Annotated in this window: 21 protein-coding genes; all 21 read right to left on the bottom strand. The window is 43.1% G+C overall.

Annotated features, from left to right (window positions below; all coding sequences use genetic code 11):
* Nucleotides 1-25: 25 nt before the first annotated feature.
* The 21 genes from rpsN to rpoC all read right to left on the bottom strand — a co-directional run bounded on the left by rpsN (nt 26) and on the right by rpoC (nt 15,411).
* Complete coding sequence (rpsN, locus tag AC0VYV_RS00900; RefSeq protein WP_098445982.1) at nt 26-211, bottom strand: 30S ribosomal protein S14; 186 nt, start codon at nt 209-211, stop codon at nt 26-28.
* 16 nt (nt 212-227) lie between these two features.
* Nucleotides 228-767, bottom strand: a complete 540-nt coding sequence (gene rplE, locus AC0VYV_RS00895) for a 50S ribosomal protein L5 (RefSeq protein ID WP_194220298.1) — start codon at nt 765-767, stop codon at nt 228-230.
* Between the two features lie 25 nt (nt 768-792).
* Nucleotides 793-1,104 (bottom strand): 50S ribosomal protein L24, encoded by a 312-nt coding sequence (gene rplX, locus AC0VYV_RS00890; RefSeq protein ID WP_404684302.1) that lies wholly within the window; start codon nt 1,102-1,104, stop codon nt 793-795.
* Between the two features lie 41 nt (nt 1,105-1,145).
* On the bottom strand, nt 1,146-1,514 hold the full coding sequence (gene rplN / locus AC0VYV_RS00885) for a 50S ribosomal protein L14 (protein WP_098445980.1): 369 nt from the start codon (nt 1,512-1,514) through the stop codon (nt 1,146-1,148).
* A gap of 45 nt (nt 1,515-1,559) precedes the next feature.
* Nucleotides 1,560-1,823 carry a 30S ribosomal protein S17 gene (rpsQ, locus tag AC0VYV_RS00880; protein WP_194220296.1) on the bottom strand — a complete coding sequence of 88 codons (264 nt, stop codon included), beginning with the start codon at nt 1,821-1,823 and terminating at the stop codon, nt 1,560-1,562.
* A gap of 20 nt (nt 1,824-1,843) precedes the next feature.
* Entirely contained in the window at nt 1,844-2,047 is a 204-nt protein-coding gene (rpmC, locus tag AC0VYV_RS00875) for a 50S ribosomal protein L29 (RefSeq protein WP_048313330.1), read from the bottom strand.
* Nucleotides 2,037-2,471 carry a 50S ribosomal protein L16 gene (gene rplP, locus AC0VYV_RS00870; RefSeq protein ID WP_048313329.1) on the bottom strand — a complete coding sequence of 145 codons (435 nt, stop codon included), beginning with the start codon at nt 2,469-2,471 and terminating at the stop codon, nt 2,037-2,039. The genes rpmC and rplP overlap by 11 nt, the downstream gene beginning before the upstream one ends.
* Nucleotides 2,472-2,474: 3 nt before the next feature.
* The gene (gene rpsC / locus AC0VYV_RS00865; protein ID WP_098445978.1) at nt 2,475-3,134 is read right to left on the bottom strand and encodes a 30S ribosomal protein S3; all 660 of its coding nucleotides are present in this window, start codon (nt 3,132-3,134) and stop codon (nt 2,475-2,477) included.
* A gap of 3 nt (nt 3,135-3,137) precedes the next feature.
* The gene (rplV, locus tag AC0VYV_RS00860; protein WP_048313327.1) at nt 3,138-3,479 is read right to left on the bottom strand and encodes a 50S ribosomal protein L22; all 342 of its coding nucleotides are present in this window, start codon (nt 3,477-3,479) and stop codon (nt 3,138-3,140) included.
* Nucleotides 3,480-3,499: 20 nt separating this feature from the next.
* A complete protein-coding gene (gene rpsS, locus AC0VYV_RS00855; RefSeq protein WP_048313326.1) occupies nt 3,500-3,778 on the bottom strand; it encodes a 30S ribosomal protein S19 in 279 nt (92 codons plus the stop codon).
* 58 nt (nt 3,779-3,836) lie between these two features.
* Entirely contained in the window at nt 3,837-4,667 is an 831-nt protein-coding gene (gene rplB / locus AC0VYV_RS00850; protein WP_194220295.1) for a 50S ribosomal protein L2, read from the bottom strand.
* 28 nt (nt 4,668-4,695) lie between these two features.
* Nucleotides 4,696-4,980, bottom strand: a complete 285-nt coding sequence (gene rplW, locus AC0VYV_RS00845; RefSeq protein WP_194220294.1) for a 50S ribosomal protein L23 — start codon at nt 4,978-4,980, stop codon at nt 4,696-4,698.
* The gene (rplD, locus tag AC0VYV_RS00840; RefSeq protein ID WP_475366290.1) at nt 4,980-5,603 is read right to left on the bottom strand and encodes a 50S ribosomal protein L4; all 624 of its coding nucleotides are present in this window, start codon (nt 5,601-5,603) and stop codon (nt 4,980-4,982) included. Before rplD ends, rplW begins: the two co-directional genes overlap by 1 nt.
* Nucleotides 5,604-5,620: 17 nt before the next feature.
* Nucleotides 5,621-6,256 (bottom strand): 50S ribosomal protein L3, encoded by a 636-nt coding sequence (gene rplC / locus AC0VYV_RS00835; RefSeq protein ID WP_430246599.1) that lies wholly within the window; start codon nt 6,254-6,256, stop codon nt 5,621-5,623.
* Nucleotides 6,257-6,302: 46 nt separating this feature from the next.
* Nucleotides 6,303-6,611 (bottom strand): 30S ribosomal protein S10, encoded by a 309-nt coding sequence (rpsJ, locus tag AC0VYV_RS00830; protein ID WP_098445973.1) that lies wholly within the window; start codon nt 6,609-6,611, stop codon nt 6,303-6,305.
* A gap of 376 nt (nt 6,612-6,987) precedes the next feature.
* Nucleotides 6,988-8,178, bottom strand: coding sequence for an elongation factor Tu (gene tuf / locus AC0VYV_RS00825; RefSeq protein WP_194220291.1), 1,191 nt, complete (start codon nt 8,176-8,178; stop codon nt 6,988-6,990).
* A gap of 106 nt (nt 8,179-8,284) precedes the next feature.
* Entirely contained in the window at nt 8,285-10,363 is a 2,079-nt protein-coding gene (gene fusA, locus AC0VYV_RS00820) for an elongation factor G (RefSeq protein ID WP_194220290.1), read from the bottom strand.
* A 46-nt stretch (nt 10,364-10,409) separates the two neighbouring features.
* Entirely contained in the window at nt 10,410-10,880 is a 471-nt protein-coding gene (rpsG, locus tag AC0VYV_RS00815) for a 30S ribosomal protein S7 (protein WP_194220289.1), read from the bottom strand.
* A 40-nt stretch (nt 10,881-10,920) separates the two neighbouring features.
* Nucleotides 10,921-11,343 (bottom strand): 30S ribosomal protein S12, encoded by a 423-nt coding sequence (gene rpsL / locus AC0VYV_RS00810; RefSeq protein WP_475368289.1) that lies wholly within the window; start codon nt 11,341-11,343, stop codon nt 10,921-10,923.
* 112 nt (nt 11,344-11,455) lie between these two features.
* Nucleotides 11,456-11,704, bottom strand: coding sequence for a 50S ribosomal protein L7ae-like protein (locus AC0VYV_RS00805; protein WP_194220287.1), 249 nt, complete (start codon nt 11,702-11,704; stop codon nt 11,456-11,458).
* 86 nt (nt 11,705-11,790) lie between these two features.
* Nucleotides 11,791-15,411, bottom strand: a complete 3,621-nt coding sequence (gene rpoC, locus AC0VYV_RS00800) for a DNA-directed RNA polymerase subunit beta' (RefSeq protein ID WP_283153200.1) — start codon at nt 15,409-15,411, stop codon at nt 11,791-11,793.
* Nucleotides 15,412-15,440 lie beyond the last annotated feature (29 nt).

The following is a 15,440-nucleotide window of genomic DNA, read 5'->3' as shown; positions in this document are numbered from 1 at the left end:
AATTACCTCCTTCCCTATTTCGGGTTTACCAGCTAGCCTTTTTAACGCCTGGGATTTGACCTTTGTGTGCAAGTTCCCGGAAACAAATACGGCAAAGTTTAAATTTACGAATAACAGAGTGAGGACGTCCGCAACGTTCACAACGAGTGTATTCTTGAACTTTAAACTTAGCTTGACGCTGTTGTTTCGCGATCATTGATTTTTTCGCCACAATTTTCCCTCCTTACTTACTTTTGAAATGGCATACCTAGGTTAGTCAACATTTCACGGCTCTCTTCGTCCGTATTAGCTGTTGTTACGATAACGATGTCCATTCCGCGTACTTTATTTACTTTATCGTAATCAATTTCAGGGAAAATCAACTGCTCTTTAATACCAAGTGTGTAGTTACCACGACCATCGAATGCTTTCTTAGAAATACCTCTGAAGTCACGTACACGTGGTAGTGATACAGAAATAAGTTTATCTAGGAATTCAAACATACGAGTTCCGCGCAATGTAACTTTTGCACCAATCGGCATGTCTTCACGAAGCTTAAAGCCAGCGATAGACTTCTTAGCACGAGTGATAAGTGGTTTTTGACCTGAGATTAACTCAAGTTCTTCAACAGCTGTATCAAGAGCTTTCGGGTTCTGTACAGCATCACCAACACCCATGTTGATTACGATTTTCTCAAGTTTTGGAACTTCCATAACAGAGGAATAGTTAAATTTCTCCATCAATGCAGGTTTAGTTTCATTTTGATACTTTTCTTGGAAACGATTCATCGGATTGACCTCCTTTCGCTACGAACTACTTATCGAGTACTTCACCGGATTTTTTTGAGATACGAACTTTCTTCCCGTTGTCTACTTTGTATCCAACGCGAGTAGGTTCACCAGACTTCGGATCAAGCGCCATTACGTTAGAAACATGAACCGCAGCTTCCTGTTCGATGATTCCACCTTGAGGATTAGCCTGGGATGGTTTCGAATGTTTCTTAACAAGGTTGACACCTTCAACGATAACTCTATCTTTTTTCGGGTAAGCTTCAAGGATCACACCTTGTTTACCTTTATCCTTACCAGAAATAACTTTTACTTTATCTCCCTTTTTTACGTGCATAAGGTCGCGCACCTCCTTACAAGGCATCTATTTTCAAATGATTAAAGAACTTCTGGAGCAAGAGAAACGATTTTCATGAACTGGTTGTCGCGTAGTTCGCGAGCAACTGGTCCGAAAATACGTGTTCCGCGCGGTCCTTTGTCATCACGGATAACAACCGCTGCGTTTTCGTCAAATTTGATATATGAACCATCTTGACGACGAACGCCAGATTTACTGCGTACAATAACAGCTCTTACGACTTCACCCTTCTTAACAACGCCTCCAGGTGTTGCCTGTTTCACCGAACAAACAATTACGTCACCGATATTAGCAGTTTTGCGACCGGAGCCACCAAGAACTTTGATACATAGCAATTCGCGTGCACCAGAGTTGTCTGCTGATTTCAAACGAGATTCCTGTTGAATCATCTAGAAAGACCTCCCTTCGGACATTATTCAATGATCCGAGTTCATTTAGATAATAACTGCTTCTACAACTACTTCCATAAGACGGAAACGCTTATCTTTAGAAACTGGACGAGTTTCCATGATAGTTACCACGTCGTTGATTTTTGCAGTGTTGTTTTCATCATGTGCTTTAAACTTCTTAGAATACTTAACGCGTTTACCGTATAACGGGTGCATTTTGTATGTCTCAACCATAACAGTAATTGTCTTATCCATTTTGTCAGAGACTACACGCCCAGTGTATACTTTGCGATTATTGCGTTCGCTCATTTCGCAAACCTCCCCTCATATTAACCGTTTGTGATTCCTAACTCTCTTTCACGCAAAACAGTGTTTGCGCGAGCGATTGATTTACGGACTTCACGAATGCGGGCTGGGTTTTCCAGTTGACCTGTAGCAAGTTGAAAGCGAAGATTGAAAAGTTCTTCTTTAAAAGATTTCGCTTTCTGCTCGATTTCGGCAGTGGTCAAGTTACGAATTTCCTCAGCTTTCATTTGTGTCACCACCCACTTCTTCGCGTTTTACGAACTTAGTTTTAATAGGCAATTTGTGAGAAGCAAGACGAAGTGCTTCGCGCGCTACTTCTTCAGATACGCCTGCAATTTCAAAACAGATTTTCCCTGGCTTTACTACAGCTACCCAACCTTCAGGAGCACCTTTACCGGAACCCATTCGTACTTCAAGTGGTTTAGCAGTGTAAGGCTTTGATGGGAAAATTTTAATCCAAACTTTACCGCCACGTTTCATGTAACGAGTCATAGCGATACGAGCTGCTTCGATTTGACGGTTAGTGATCCAGCTAGCTTCAAGAGCTTGTAGACCATATTCACCAAATGCTACTTCAGTGCCACCTTTAGCACGTCCGCGCATTTTTCCGCGATGTTCTCTGCGGTATTTAACACGTTTAGGTAACAACATGATTTATTTTCCCCCTTCCTCTTTTTGCGTTCCTTTCGTTGGAAGGACTTCACCACGATAGATCCAAATCTTCACACCAAGCTTACCGTAAGTAGTATCTGCTTCTGCAGTACCATAATCGATGTCAGCACGAAGTGTGTGAAGAGGTACAGTACCTTCACTGTATGATTCAGAACGAGCAATATCAGCACCGTTTAGACGGCCAGATACTTGCGTTTTAATACCTTTTGCTCCGGATCTCATTGCACGCTGAATTGTTTGCTTCATAGCGCGACGGAATGAAACGCGGTTTTCAAGTTGACGAGCGATGTTATCAGCAACTAGAGTTGCGTCGATGTCAGCTTGTTTGATTTCGAAAATGTTAACGTGAACTTTCTTACCTGTTAGTTCCGCGAGAGACTTACGAAGAGACTCAACTTCAGAACCACCTTTACCGATTACCATACCAGGTTTAGCAGTTTTCACTGTAACATTCACTCGGTTTGCTGCACGTTCGATTTCAACAGCTGAAACAGATGCATCTTTCAAACGTTTTTCAATATATTCACGAATTTTAATATCTTCGTGTAAAAGGTTAGCGTAATCTTTGTCTGCGTACCATTTAGACTCCCAATCACGAATGACACCAATTCGAAGTCCTACCGGATTAATTTTCTGACCCACTCGTTATCCCTCCTTCTTTTCTGATACCACGACTGTGATATGGCTAGTACGCTTGTTAATGCGGCTAGCTCTACCCATAGCGCGTGGGCGGAAACGTTTCATTGTTACTCCTTCGTCCACAAACACTTGAGAAACCGTAAGATTGTTCGGTTCTAGCTCAAGATTATGCTCTGCATTAGCGATCGCAGAGTTAAGCACTTTCTCAACTACTGGAGAAGCAGCTTTGTTTGTGTTGCGCAAAATCGCAATAGCTTCACCGACTTGCTTTCCTCGAATGAGATCTACGACTAAGCGTGCTTTACGAGGAGCAATACGCACGTGTTTTGCAACAGCTTTAGCTTGCATTCGTTGTACCTCCCCTCAAATTAACGTCTAGTTTTTTTGTCATCTGCAGCGTGCCCGCGATATGTGCGAGTTGGAGCAAATTCACCAAGTTTGTGGCCGACCATGTCTTCAGTAACATAAACCGGTACATGCTTGCGTCCATCATATACTGCAAAAGTGTGTCCAATAAATTCTGGGAATACTGTTGAACGACGAGACCAAGTTTTGATAACTTTTTTGTCGCTCTTTTCATTTAAGTCTTCGACCTTTTTCATTAAATGATCGTCGACAAAAGGTCCTTTTTTCAAACTACGACCCATTTGTGAACCTCCCTTTTGAGATTATGCTACGGCTCCATGGAACCGTAGGAAAATCTCGTTATTTTTTACGACGTCGTACAATGTACTTGTCAGAGTCTTTGTTTTTCTTACGTGTCTTAAATCCAAGGGTTGGTTTGCCCCATGGTGACATTGGTGATTTACGTCCGATCGGCGCACGACCTTCACCACCACCGTGTGGGTGATCAACTGGGTTCATTACAGAACCACGAACTGTAGGACGAATGCCCAACCAGCGAGAACGACCAGCTTTACCAATATTGATAAGCTCGTGCTCAAGGTTACCAACCTGACCGATTGTAGCGCGGCAAGTAGATAGAATCATACGAGTTTCTCCAGAACGAAGACGCACTAGTACGTATCTGCCTTCTTTACCAAGAAGCTGAGCTTCTGCGCCAGCAGAACGAACAAGCTGTCCGCCGCGGCCTGGTTTAAGTTCGATGTTGTGAATAGTAGTACCAACTGGGATGTTGATTAGTGGAAGAGCGTTTCCTACTTTAATGTCAGCTTCAGCGCCAGACATGATTTCAGTTCCTACTTTAATTCCTTTTGGAGCAAGAATGTAACGCTTCTCTCCATCAGCATAGTTGATAAGAGCGATGTTAGCAGAGCGGTTTGGATCGTACTCGATCGTAGCAACGCGTCCTGGTATTCCATCTTTGTCTCGTTTAAAGTCGATAACACGGTATTTACGCTTGTGACCGCCACCTTGGTGACGAACTGTCAAGCGACCTTGGTTGTTACGACCGCCTTTTCTATGAATCGGTGCAAGCAACGATTTTTCCGGCTGGTCTGTTGTGATTTCAGCAAAATCAGATACTGACATACCACGACGACCGTTTGTGGTCGGTTTATACTTTTTAATCGCCATTCTTATTTCCCTCCTTCACTATTAATTTTTAGCCTTCAAAGAAGTCCAATTCTTTGCTTTCTGGTGTAAGCGTCACGATAGCTTTTTTGCGACGTGGTGTAAATCCGCTGTGGCGGCCAACACGTTTCTTTTTACCCATATAGTTCTGAGTGTTAACTCCTGCAACTTTAACTCCGAAGATTTCTTCTAGAGCACTCTTGATTTGAGTTTTGTTAGCACGAGTATCAACTTCGAAAGTATACTTTTTGTCTGCCATTACATCTGTAGTAGCTTCTGTAATAACGGGGCGCTTGATGATATCACGAGCGTTCATTACGCTAGCACCTCCTCTACTTGTTCCACAGCGTCTTTTGTCATAACTAGTTTGTCAGCTTTAAGGACATCAAGGATGTTAAGTCCAGCTGAAGTTACAACAGTAACACCAGGAATATTGCGTGCAGATAATGCAACTGCTTCGTTATAGTCTCCTGTAACGATAAGCGCCTTGTTTTCTGCAGATAAGCTTGATAGTACTGATTTCATTTCTTTTGTTTTTGGAGCATCAAAAGAAATGCTGTCCACGATGACCATATCCTCTGTTTGTACTTTAGAAGACAAAGCAGAACGGATTGCCAAACGGCGAACTTTTTTAGGTAGCTTGTAAGAGTAGCTTCTTGGTGTCGGACCAAATACTACTCCACCGCCAACCCATTGTGGTGAACGGATTGAGCCCTGACGAGCACGACCTGTTCCTTTTTGGCGCCATGGTTTAGCTCCACCACCGCGTACTTCTGAACGATTTTTTACGTCATGATTACCTTGACGCATAGATGCTTGTTGCATGATAACCGCATCATACATAACACTTTCGTTTGGTTCGATGCCGAAGATTGCTTCAGCGAGTTCGATGTCGCCGACCTGTGCTCCGGTTTGGTTGAACATTGTTACTTTAGGCACTTGGATATCCTCCCTTCTTACTTAGCTTCTTTTGCTTTAACCGCGCTTTGGATAGTTACGTAGCTCTTCTTAGCTCCAGGTACGTTACCTTTTACTAGAATGACGTTACGTTCTAAATCTACTTTAACGATCTCAAGGTTTTGTACAGTTACACGTTCGCCACCCATGCGACCAGGTAGAAGTTTACCTTTCATAACACGCATTGGATCGATAGGTCCCATTGAACCTGGACGACGGTGATAACGAGAACCGTGAGTCATTGGTCCGCGAGATTGGTTGTGGCGCTTAATTGCACCTTGGAAACCTTTCCCTTTAGACGTACCAGTTACATCAACTACGTCACCTTCGTTAAAGATATCTACCTTGACTTCCTGACCAATTTCGTAACTACCTTCTGCGTTACGAATTTCTTTCACGAAGCGCTTAGGTGTTGTGCTAGCTTTTGTAGCATGGCCTTCTTCAGGCTTGTTGAAGCGAGACTTCTTCTTGTCAGCAAAACCAACTTGGATTGCTTCGTAGCCGTCTGTATCAACCAATTTCTTTTGAAGGACAACGTTTGGTTCTGCTTCAATAACAGTTACCGGGATAATATCTCCGTTGTCAGCAAAAACTTGTGTCATGCCTACTTTTCTTCCTAAGATTCCTTTGGTCATTCGTCACACCTCCTAATTGTTTTTAAATGATTTATTTAGCGTTATATTAAAGTTTAATTTCGATGTCAACGCCAGACGGTAGGTCCAAACGCATTAACGAGTCAACCGTTTGTGGTGTAGGCTCGATGATGTCGATAAGACGCTTATGCGTACGCATTTCAAACTGCTCACGAGAATCTTTGTACTTGTGTACAGCACGTAGAATTGTGTAAACAGATTTTTCCGTCGGCAACGGGATTGGTCCGGATACTTGAGCACCTGAACGTTTTGCTGTTTCTACAATTTTCTCAGCAGACTGATCTAGAATACGGTGATCATATGCTTTTAAACGAATACGAATCTTTTGCTTTGCCATTATTTCCCCTCCTTTATCGCCCATATTGTTATAGACAGTTCTCCGTGAAAATAAACCCAACACACTCGCCATGGCAAAGGGGCCGGGTGTGTCAGCAACCTTCCACATCATCGCTGTTTATGACCAACATTCTTATTATACTAAATTAAGCGCCTATATGCAAGGTTAAGCTCAATTAGAAAAGTATGTCGATCGCACACTCTTGATAGTATAACGGCCTGCGCCGAAAAATGCAAGGTCTAAAAGCAATTTCAGACTATTCAATGAATCGGTTGTAATTTCAAATGGTTCTGATCGAACCCATTTGTCTAATCTAACATAGATTCAAAATAAAAAACACCCGGAAAAATCCGGGTGTTTTGTTAAATCAATGAGATTACTCAGTGATTGTTGCTACAACGCCTGCGCCTACAGTACGTCCACCTTCACGGATAGAGAACTTAGTTCCATCTTCGATTGCGATTGGAGCGATAAGTTCAACTGTCATTTCGATGTTGTCTCCAGGCATAACCATTTCTACGCCTTCAGGAAGAGCGATTGTACCAGTTACGTCAGTTGTACGGAAGTAGAACTGAGGACGGTAGTTAGCGAAGAATGGAGTGTGACGTCCACCCTCTTCTTTAGAAAGAACGTAAACTTCAGCTTGGAACTTAGTGTGAGCTTTTACAGTTCCTGGCTTAACAAGAACTTGTCCACGCTGAATGTCGTCGCGGGATACACCACGAAGAAGTGCACCAATGTTGTCACCAGCTTCAGCATAGTCAAGAAGCTTACGGAACATTTCAACACCAGTAACTGTTGTTTTCTTGTTCTCTTCAGCAAGACCAAGAATTTCAACTTCGTCACCGACTTTGATTTGTCCACGCTCAACACGGCCAGTTGCTACTGTACCACGACCAGTGATTGAGAATACGTCCTCAACTGGCATCATGAATGGCTTGTCAGTGTCACGTGTTGGAGTTGGGATATACTCATCAACAGCGTCCATAAGTTCATAAATCTTAGCTTCGTAGTCAGCGTCGCCTTCTAGAGCTTTAAGAGCAGAACCTTTGATTACTGGAACTTCATCGCCATCGAAGTCGTATTCAGAAAGAAGATCACGAACTTCCATTTCAACTAGTTCAAGTAGTTCTTCGTCGTCAACCATGTCGCATTTGTTCAAGAATACAACTAGAGTTGGTACACCAACTTGACGAGCAAGAAGGATGTGTTCACGAGTTTGTGGCATTGGACCGTCAGCAGCAGAAACTACTAGGATTCCTCCGTCCATTTGTGCAGCACCAGTGATCATGTTTTTAACATAGTCAGCGTGACCTGGGCAGTCAACGTGTGCATAGTGACGGTTTTCAGTTTCGTACTCAACGTGTGCAGTTGAGATTGTAATTCCACGTTCGCGCTCTTCAGGAGCACCATCAATTTGATCATAAGCCATAGCAGTACCGCTACCTGAACGCTTATGAAGCACTGAAGTGATCGCAGCTGTTAGAGTTGTTTTACCATGGTCAACGTGTCCAACTGTACCAACGTTAACATGGGGCTTGGAGCGGTCGAATTTTTCTTTAGACATTAGTGTTTCCTCCTTTGATTACCAAGAAATTATCTATGCCAAGATAGGCGTATGAATGAATCAATCTCGCCTATCTTAGATTACAACAAAAGTTGGTTTGCTACAATTATTCGCCTGTAGCTTTTTTAATGATTTCTTCAGAAATTGATTTAGGTACTTGCTCGTAGTGATCGAAAGTCATTGTATAAGTACCACGACCTTGTGTACGTGAGCGAAGCGTAGTTGCATAACCAAACATTTCTGATAGTGGTACGAACGCGTTAATAACCTGAGCGTTTCCGCGTGCAGTCATACCTTCAACACGTCCACGACGGCTAGTTACATCGCCCATGATGTCTCCCAAGTATTCTTCTGGAACTACAACTTCAACTTTCATCATAGGCTCAAGAAGAGCAGGGTCACAAACAGTCTTAGCTTTTTTCAAAGCCATAGATGCTGCGATCTTAAATGCCATTTCGTTTGAGTCAACGTCATGGTAAGATCCATCAACAAGACGAGCTTTCACGTCGATTAGTGGGTAGCCTGCAAGCAGACCGTTGGCCATTGAATCGCGAAGTCCTGCTTCAACTGCAGGGATATATTCACGTGGAACAACACCACCGACAATTTTGTTTTCAAATTCAAATCCAGCGCCTTCTTCGTTAGGTTCAAATTCAACCCATACGTGTCCGAATTGTCCACGACCACCGGACTGACGTACGAATTTACCTTCAACCTTACCGGCTTTACGGATTGATTCGCGATAAGCAACCTGAGGTGCACCAACAGTTGCTTCAACTTTAAACTCACGACGTAAACGGTCAACGATGATATCAAGGTGAAGTTCACCCATTCCAGAAATGATCGTTTGGCCAGTTTCTTCGTTTGTTTCAGTTTTGAAAGTTGGATCCTCTTCAGCAAGCTTAGCTAGAGCAACAGCCATTTTATCTTGGTCACTCTTAGTCTTAGGCTCGATTGCTACTGAGATAACCGGATCTGGGAAGTCCATAGACTCAAGGATAACAGTATCCTTTTCATCACATAGAGTGTCACCAGTAGAAGTATCTTTCAGACCAACTGCCGCTGCGATATCTCCTGCGTAAACAGTTGAGATTTCTTCACGGGAGTTAGCGTGCATCTGAAGAATACGGCCTACACGTTCGCGCTTATCTTTAGTCGAGTTCTTAACATAAGAACCAGAAGAAAGCGTTCCTGAGTAAACACGGAAGAATGTAAGCTTACCAACGTAAGGGTCAGTCATTACTTTAAATGCAAGTGCAGAGAAAGGACCATTATCGTCAGCTGTGCGAATTACTTCTTCTTCGGAATCTTTTAGATGACCTTTAATTGCTGGAACATCAAGTGGTGAAGGTAGGTAGTCAAGTACAGCATCAAGAACAAGCTGAACGCCTTTGTTCTTAAATGCAGAACCACAAAGTACAGGATAGAATTCAACGTTACAAGTTCCTTTACGGATTGCAGCTTTGATTTCTTCAACTGTCAATTCTTCACCTTCAAGATATTTCATCATAAGGTCTTCTTCAAGCTCAGCTACAGCCTCAATAAGCTTCGTGCGGTACTCTTCAGCTTGTTCCTTGTATTCGGCAGGAATTTCGCGTGATTCTGTACGTGAACCAAGATCATCAAGATAATAGAAAGCTTCCATTGTGATGAGATCAATGATTCCTTCGAAGTCATCTTCAGCACCAATTGGTAGCTGAATAGGGTGTGCATTAGCTTGTAAACGCTCAGTTAGTGTACCTGTGGAGTATAGGAAGTCTGCTCCGAGTTTATCCATTTTGTTAATGAATACGATACGCGGTACGCCGTAGTTAGTAGCTTGACGCCAAACAGTTTCTGTTTGTGGTTCAACACCAGATTGTGCATCAAGTACTGCAACTGCTCCATCCAATACACGCAATGAACGTTCAACTTCTACTGTGAAGTCTACGTGACCAGGCGTGTCAATGATGTTAACACGGTGGTCTTTCCACTGGGCAGTGGTAGCAGCAGAAGTGATCGTGATTCCACGCTCCTGCTCCTGCTCCATCCAGTCCATCTGTGATCCACCCTCGTGAGTTTCACCAATTTTGTGGATACGGCCTGAGTAGAAAAGAATACGCTCAGTAGTTGTTGTTTTACCAGCATCGATGTGAGCCATGATACCGATATTACGTGTATCTCTTAAGGAGAATTCTCTTGCCATTAGTATTTCTCCTTCCTTTTATAAAGGGATTTGGGTTGTGTGCTGATTACCAACGGTAGTGAGCAAATGCTTTGTTAGCTTCAGCCATTTTGTGCTGTTCTTCACGCTTCTTAACAGAAGCACCTGTGTTGTTAGCAGCATCCATAATTTCGTTAGCAAGTCTTTCTACCATAGTCTTTTCACCGCGAAGACGGGAATAGTTCACAAGATAGCGAAGACCTAGAGTTGTACGACGATCAGGACGTACTTCAACTGGAACCTGGTAGTTTGCACCACCAACACGACGAGCGCGTACTTCAAGTACTGGCATAACGTTCTTCATCGCTTGGTCAAATACTTCCATAGCCTCTGTGTTTGTACGTTCCTGAATAAGATCAAATGCTTTGTATAGCACCTGTTGAGCTTTACCTTTCTGACCGTCTACCATAAGGCGGTTGATCAGGCGAGTAACTAGCTTGGATTTGTAAATTGGATCTGGTAATACGTCACGACGTTCTACTGGACCTTTACGTGGCATGGGTTAACCCCCTTTCATGTTTTAGTTAATTTTATAGCTATTATTTCTTAGCTGGTTTCGGTCTCTTAGTACCGTATTTAGAACGACCTTGTCTACGGTCGTTAACACCTGCAGTGTCAAGCGCACCACGAACAATGTGGTAACGTACACCCGGTAAATCCTTAACACGACCTCCGCGGATTAGCACTACACTGTGCTCCTGAAGGTTGTGACCGATACCCGGGATATAAGCAGTTACTTCAATTCCGTTAGTAAGACGAACACGAGCGTATTTACGCAATGCGGAGTTCGGCTTCTTAGGAGTCATCGTACCTACACGAGTACACACACCACGTTTTTGTGGAGATGAAAGATCAGTATGAGACTTTTTGAAGCTATTATATCCTTTGTTCAATGCTGGAGAATCTGATTTCTTTGATTTAGAAACGCGTCCCTTGCGAACAAGTTGGTTAATAGTTGGCATTTTGTTTTCCTCCCTTCTTTTGTTAATAGCAAGCCCACACATCCAGGTGGTTCATGTATAGATAAAAGGAAAGTTTTTGCCTGACAGGGCATGCCTTGCCCGGCAAAAACGGTTATGCTTTTATCGTAACTGTTGCTGCGCCTACTTCGATTCCACATGCCTTACCTAGCTTCTTCATAGAATCCACTCGGTAAACTGGTATGCTTTTCTCTTCGGCGAGTGCAACAACTTTAGAAGTTACCCTGCGATCAGCGTCGTCAGCGATGAAAACTTCCTTCGCTTCTCCAATCTGGAGGGCCTTTAGAGTTTGTTTCGTTCCGATAATCAATTCATCTGCCTGTGATACTTTTTCATAAGACAAGAACATATCCTCCAAAGTAACAGGATTATCGGAAGCACCTTGGATATAATATCACCCTGTACTTCCGATGTCAACACTTCCCCTGTTTATTCTTGACTAACTAACGCACTTTCTTCTTGTTCTAAAAGCTCTTCAGCCTCTTGTGCTTCACCTGCTACGTTGATTCTACGGTAACGTTGCATACCAGTACCTGCCGGAACAAGTTTACCGATAATAACATTTTCCTTAAGACCAAGTAGCTCATCACGCTTACCTTTGATAGCTGCATCAGTTAGGACACGAGTTGTTTCCTGGAAGGATGCTGCTGATAAGAATGATTCAGTTTCAAGAGACGCTTTAGTAATACCAAGAAGAACCGGACGACCAGTTGCAGGTAAGCCACCTTGTTTAAGAACTTTACGGTTAACACCTTTAAACTGGTGAATATCGATAAGGGATCCTGGCAACACTTCAGTATCGCCCGCATCAATAACACGAATCTTACGCATCATCTGACGAACCATAACTTCAACGTGTTTATCGCCAATTTCAACACCCTGCATACGGTAAACCTTTTGCACTTCTGCAAGTAGGTATTCTTGAACGCCGTCAATACCACTAATTGTTAGAAGTTGTTTAGGGTCAATCGAACCTTCAGTTAGAGGTTGACCAGCCTTCACTTCATCTCCTACAACTATTTTCAAACGAGCGCCGTATGGAACAGGGTAGTTTCTTGTTTCAGTTTCACCTTGAACGACAATCTCTTTCTTCTCTTTCACCTCAGCCAAATCAATCACTTTACCATCAAGTTCAGACACAACAGCCTGACCTTTAGGGTTACGTGCTTCAAATAGCTCCTGGATACGAGGAAGACCCTGAGTAATATCGTCTCCGGCAACACCACCTGTGTGGAATGTACGCATTGTCAACTGTGTACCTGGTTCACCGATTGATTGAGCAGCGATAATTCCAACTGCTTCACCAACTTCTACACGAGTACCAGTTGCAAGGTTACGTCCATAACACTTCTTACAAACGCCATGACTAGTGCTACAAGTAAAGGCAGAGCGGATATAGACGTTCTCAATACCAGCTTCTACGATTTCAGTAGCAATGTCTTCTGTAATTAGGTTATTTTTCTCAACAAGAACTTCGTTCGTCTCAGGATGTCTAACTTTCTTAAAGGCAACACGGCCAACAAGACGGTCAAACAACCCTTCGATTAATTCATTTCCATTCTTAATCGCACTAACTTCAAGGCCGCGATCCGTACCACAATCGTCTTCACGAACAATAACATCCTGTGCCACGTCAACAAGACGACGAGTAAGGTAACCTGAGTCAGCTGTTTTAAGGGCCGTATCGGCAAGACCTTTACGAGCACCGTGTGTTGAAATAAAGTACTCAAGCACTGTTAGACCTTCGCGGAAGCTGGATTTGATTGGAAGTTCAATGATCTGTCCAGATGGGTTTGCCATCAATCCACGCATACCTGCGAGCTGAGTAAAGTTAGATGCGTTACCACGAGCACCTGAATCACTCATCATAAAGATTGGGTTATCTTTTTCGAGTCGATTCATTAGTTTTTCCTGGATACGATCTTTCGCACTACTCCAAATCGCAATAACACGATCATATCGCTCGTCGTCAGTAATAAGACCACGACGGAATTGCTTAAGAACTTTTTCGACTTTCTCTTCAGCCTCATGAACAATTTCTTGTTTCTCAGCAAGTACCACTACGTCAGCTACACCAACGGTAATACCAGCTTTAGTTGAGAATTTGAAACCAAGATCTTTCATGCGGTCAAGCATACGAGACGTTTCAGTCACTTTGAATCGCTTAAACACCTCGGCGATGATTTTACCAAGAATACCTTTCTTAAATGGTGAAATCAATTCGCGCTGAGCAATTTCTTCTTTCACATTCACTCCGTGAGGAAGGAAGTAATTTTCCGGTGTGGCGATTTCAAGGTTATTTGTCGTCGGTTCATTAATATATGGGAATGACTCCGGAAGAATTTCGTTGAAAATCAACTTACCAACCGTTGTCACAAGCAATTGCTTGTTCTGCTCTTCAGTAAAGGCAGATTTATTCAATGATGCAGCAGGGATTGCTACGCGAGAATGAAGATGTGCAAATCCATTCTGGTAAGCAATTAATGCTTCATTTGTATCTTTGTAAACAGAACCCTCACCGATTGCTCCTTCACGTTCCATAGTAAGGTAGTAGTTACCTAGAACCATATCCTGTGACGGCGTAACAACTGGTTTACCATCTTTCGGGTTAAGGATGTTCTGTGCTGCAAGCATTAAGATACGTGCTTCAGCTTGTGCTTCAGCAGATAACGGTACGTGGACGGCCATTTGGTCACCATCGAAGTCAGCATTGTAAGCTGTACATACGAGTGGGTGAAGACGAATCGCGCGCCCTTCAACTAGAATGGGTTCAAACGCCTGAATTCCAAGTCTGTGAAGCGTTGGTGCACGGTTTAAAAGAACTGGATGTTCTTTAATTACGTTTTCCAAAACGTCCCAAACTTCAGGGTGAACTTTTTCTACTTTACGTTTCGCACTCTTAATGTTGTGTGCAAGACCTTTTGATACAAGCTCCTTCATTACGAAAGGTTTGAACAATTCAAGCGCCATTTCTTTTGGAAGTCCACATTGATACATCTTCAAGTGAGGACCTACAACGATAACGGAACGACCTGAATAGTCAACACGCTTACCTAGTAGATTCTGACGGAAACGACCTTGCTTCCCTTTCAGCATGTGAGAAAGAGATTTCAAAGGACGGTTACCAGGACCTGTTACTGGACGACCACGACGGCCGTTATCAATAAGGGCATCGACAGCTTCTTGAAGCATACGCTTCTCGTTCTGCACGATAATACTAGGAGCACCAAGATCTAACAAACGTTTCAAACGATTATTGCGGTTAATTACACGACGATACAGATCGTTTAAATCCGATGTCGCAAATCGTCCGCCGTCAAGCTGTACCATAGGACGAAGCTCTGGAGGAATAACCGGAAGAACATCTAAAATCATCCATGACGGGTTATTTCCTGAACCACGAAATGCCTCAAGTACTTCAAGACGTTTAATCGCACGAGTTCTACGTTGACCTTGTGCAGTTTTAAGCTCTTCTTTAAGGATATCTACTTCTTTATCAAGGTCGATATCAAACAGTAGTCTGCGGATTGCTTCCGCACCCATTTCTGCAGAGAATGTTTTACCATACTTTTCACGGTATGCACGGTATTCTTTTTCAGAAAGAAGTTGTTTCTTCTCAAGCGGTGTGTCTCCAGCTTCAGTGACAACATAAGAAGCAAAATAAATAACTTCTTCTAGTGCACGCGGAGACATGTCGAGAACAAGTCCCATACGACTTGGAATGCCTTTAAAGTACCAGATGTGAGAGACAGGAGCAGCAAGCTCGATGTGCCCCATTCTCTCACGACGGACTTTTGCACGTGTTACTTCAACACCGCAGCGATCACAAACGACTCCTTTATAACGGATACGTTTGTATTTCCCACAATGACATTCCCAGTCTTTTGTGGGTCCAAAGATTCGCTCACAGAAAAGACCATCTTTCTCTGGCTTCAAGGTACGGTAGTTAATGGTTTCTGGCTTCTTAACTTCTCCTCTTGACCAAGAGCGGATTTTAGCCGGTGACGCCAGACCGATTTTCATATACTCAAATTTATTGACATCTATCAAGGGGCCTACCTCCCTTTAGAATTCAGGTT

The organism is Anaerobacillus sp. QJM3NY_17, assembly GCF_056173665.1.
Note: the sequence above shows the minus strand (reverse complement) of the source record. Positions and strands in the feature narration are given on the sequence as shown.

Excerpts from the sequence above, each read along its gene's own strand:
- rplN (WP_098445980.1), bottom strand. The coding sequence starts at position 1,514 with ATGATTCAACAGGAATCTCGTTTGAAATCAGCAGACAACTCTGGTGCA.
- rplP (WP_048313329.1), bottom strand. The coding sequence starts at position 2,471 with ATGTTGTTACCTAAACGTGTTAAATACCGCAGAGAACATCGCGGAAAA.
- rplV (WP_048313327.1), bottom strand. The coding sequence starts at position 3,479 with ATGCAAGCTAAAGCTGTTGCAAAACACGTGCGTATTGCTCCTCGTAAA.
- rplW (WP_194220294.1), bottom strand. The coding sequence starts at position 4,980 with ATGAACGCTCGTGATATCATCAAGCGCCCCGTTATTACAGAAGCTACT.
- rplC (WP_430246599.1), bottom strand. The coding sequence starts at position 6,256 with ATGACCAAAGGAATCTTAGGAAGAAAAGTAGGCATGACACAAGTTTTT.
- rplX (WP_404684302.1), bottom strand. The coding sequence starts at position 1,104 with ATGCACGTAAAAAAGGGAGATAAAGTAAAAGTTATTTCTGGTAAGGAT.
- rplB (WP_194220295.1), bottom strand. The coding sequence starts at position 4,667 with ATGGCGATTAAAAAGTATAAACCGACCACAAACGGTCGTCGTGGTATG.
- rpsG (WP_194220289.1), bottom strand. The coding sequence starts at position 10,880 with ATGCCACGTAAAGGTCCAGTAGAACGTCGTGACGTATTACCAGATCCA.
- rplE (WP_194220298.1), bottom strand. The coding sequence starts at position 767 with ATGAATCGTTTCCAAGAAAAGTATCAAAATGAAACTAAACCTGCATTG.
- rpsQ (WP_194220296.1), bottom strand. The coding sequence starts at position 1,823 with ATGAGCGAACGCAATAATCGCAAAGTATACACTGGGCGTGTAGTCTCT.
- rpsJ (WP_098445973.1), bottom strand. The coding sequence starts at position 6,611 with ATGGCAAAGCAAAAGATTCGTATTCGTTTAAAAGCATATGATCACCGT.
- rpmC (WP_048313330.1), bottom strand. The coding sequence starts at position 2,047 with ATGAAAGCTGAGGAAATTCGTAACTTGACCACTGCCGAAATCGAGCAG.
- rpsS (WP_048313326.1), bottom strand. The coding sequence starts at position 3,778 with ATGGGTCGTAGTTTGAAAAAAGGACCTTTTGTCGACGATCATTTAATG.
- fusA (WP_194220290.1), bottom strand. The coding sequence starts at position 10,363 with ATGGCAAGAGAATTCTCCTTAAGAGATACACGTAATATCGGTATCATG.
- rpsL (WP_475368289.1), bottom strand. The coding sequence starts at position 11,343 with ATGCCAACTATTAACCAACTTGTTCGCAAGGGACGCGTTTCTAAATCA.
- tuf (WP_194220291.1), bottom strand. The coding sequence starts at position 8,178 with ATGTCTAAAGAAAAATTCGACCGCTCCAAGCCCCATGTTAACGTTGGT.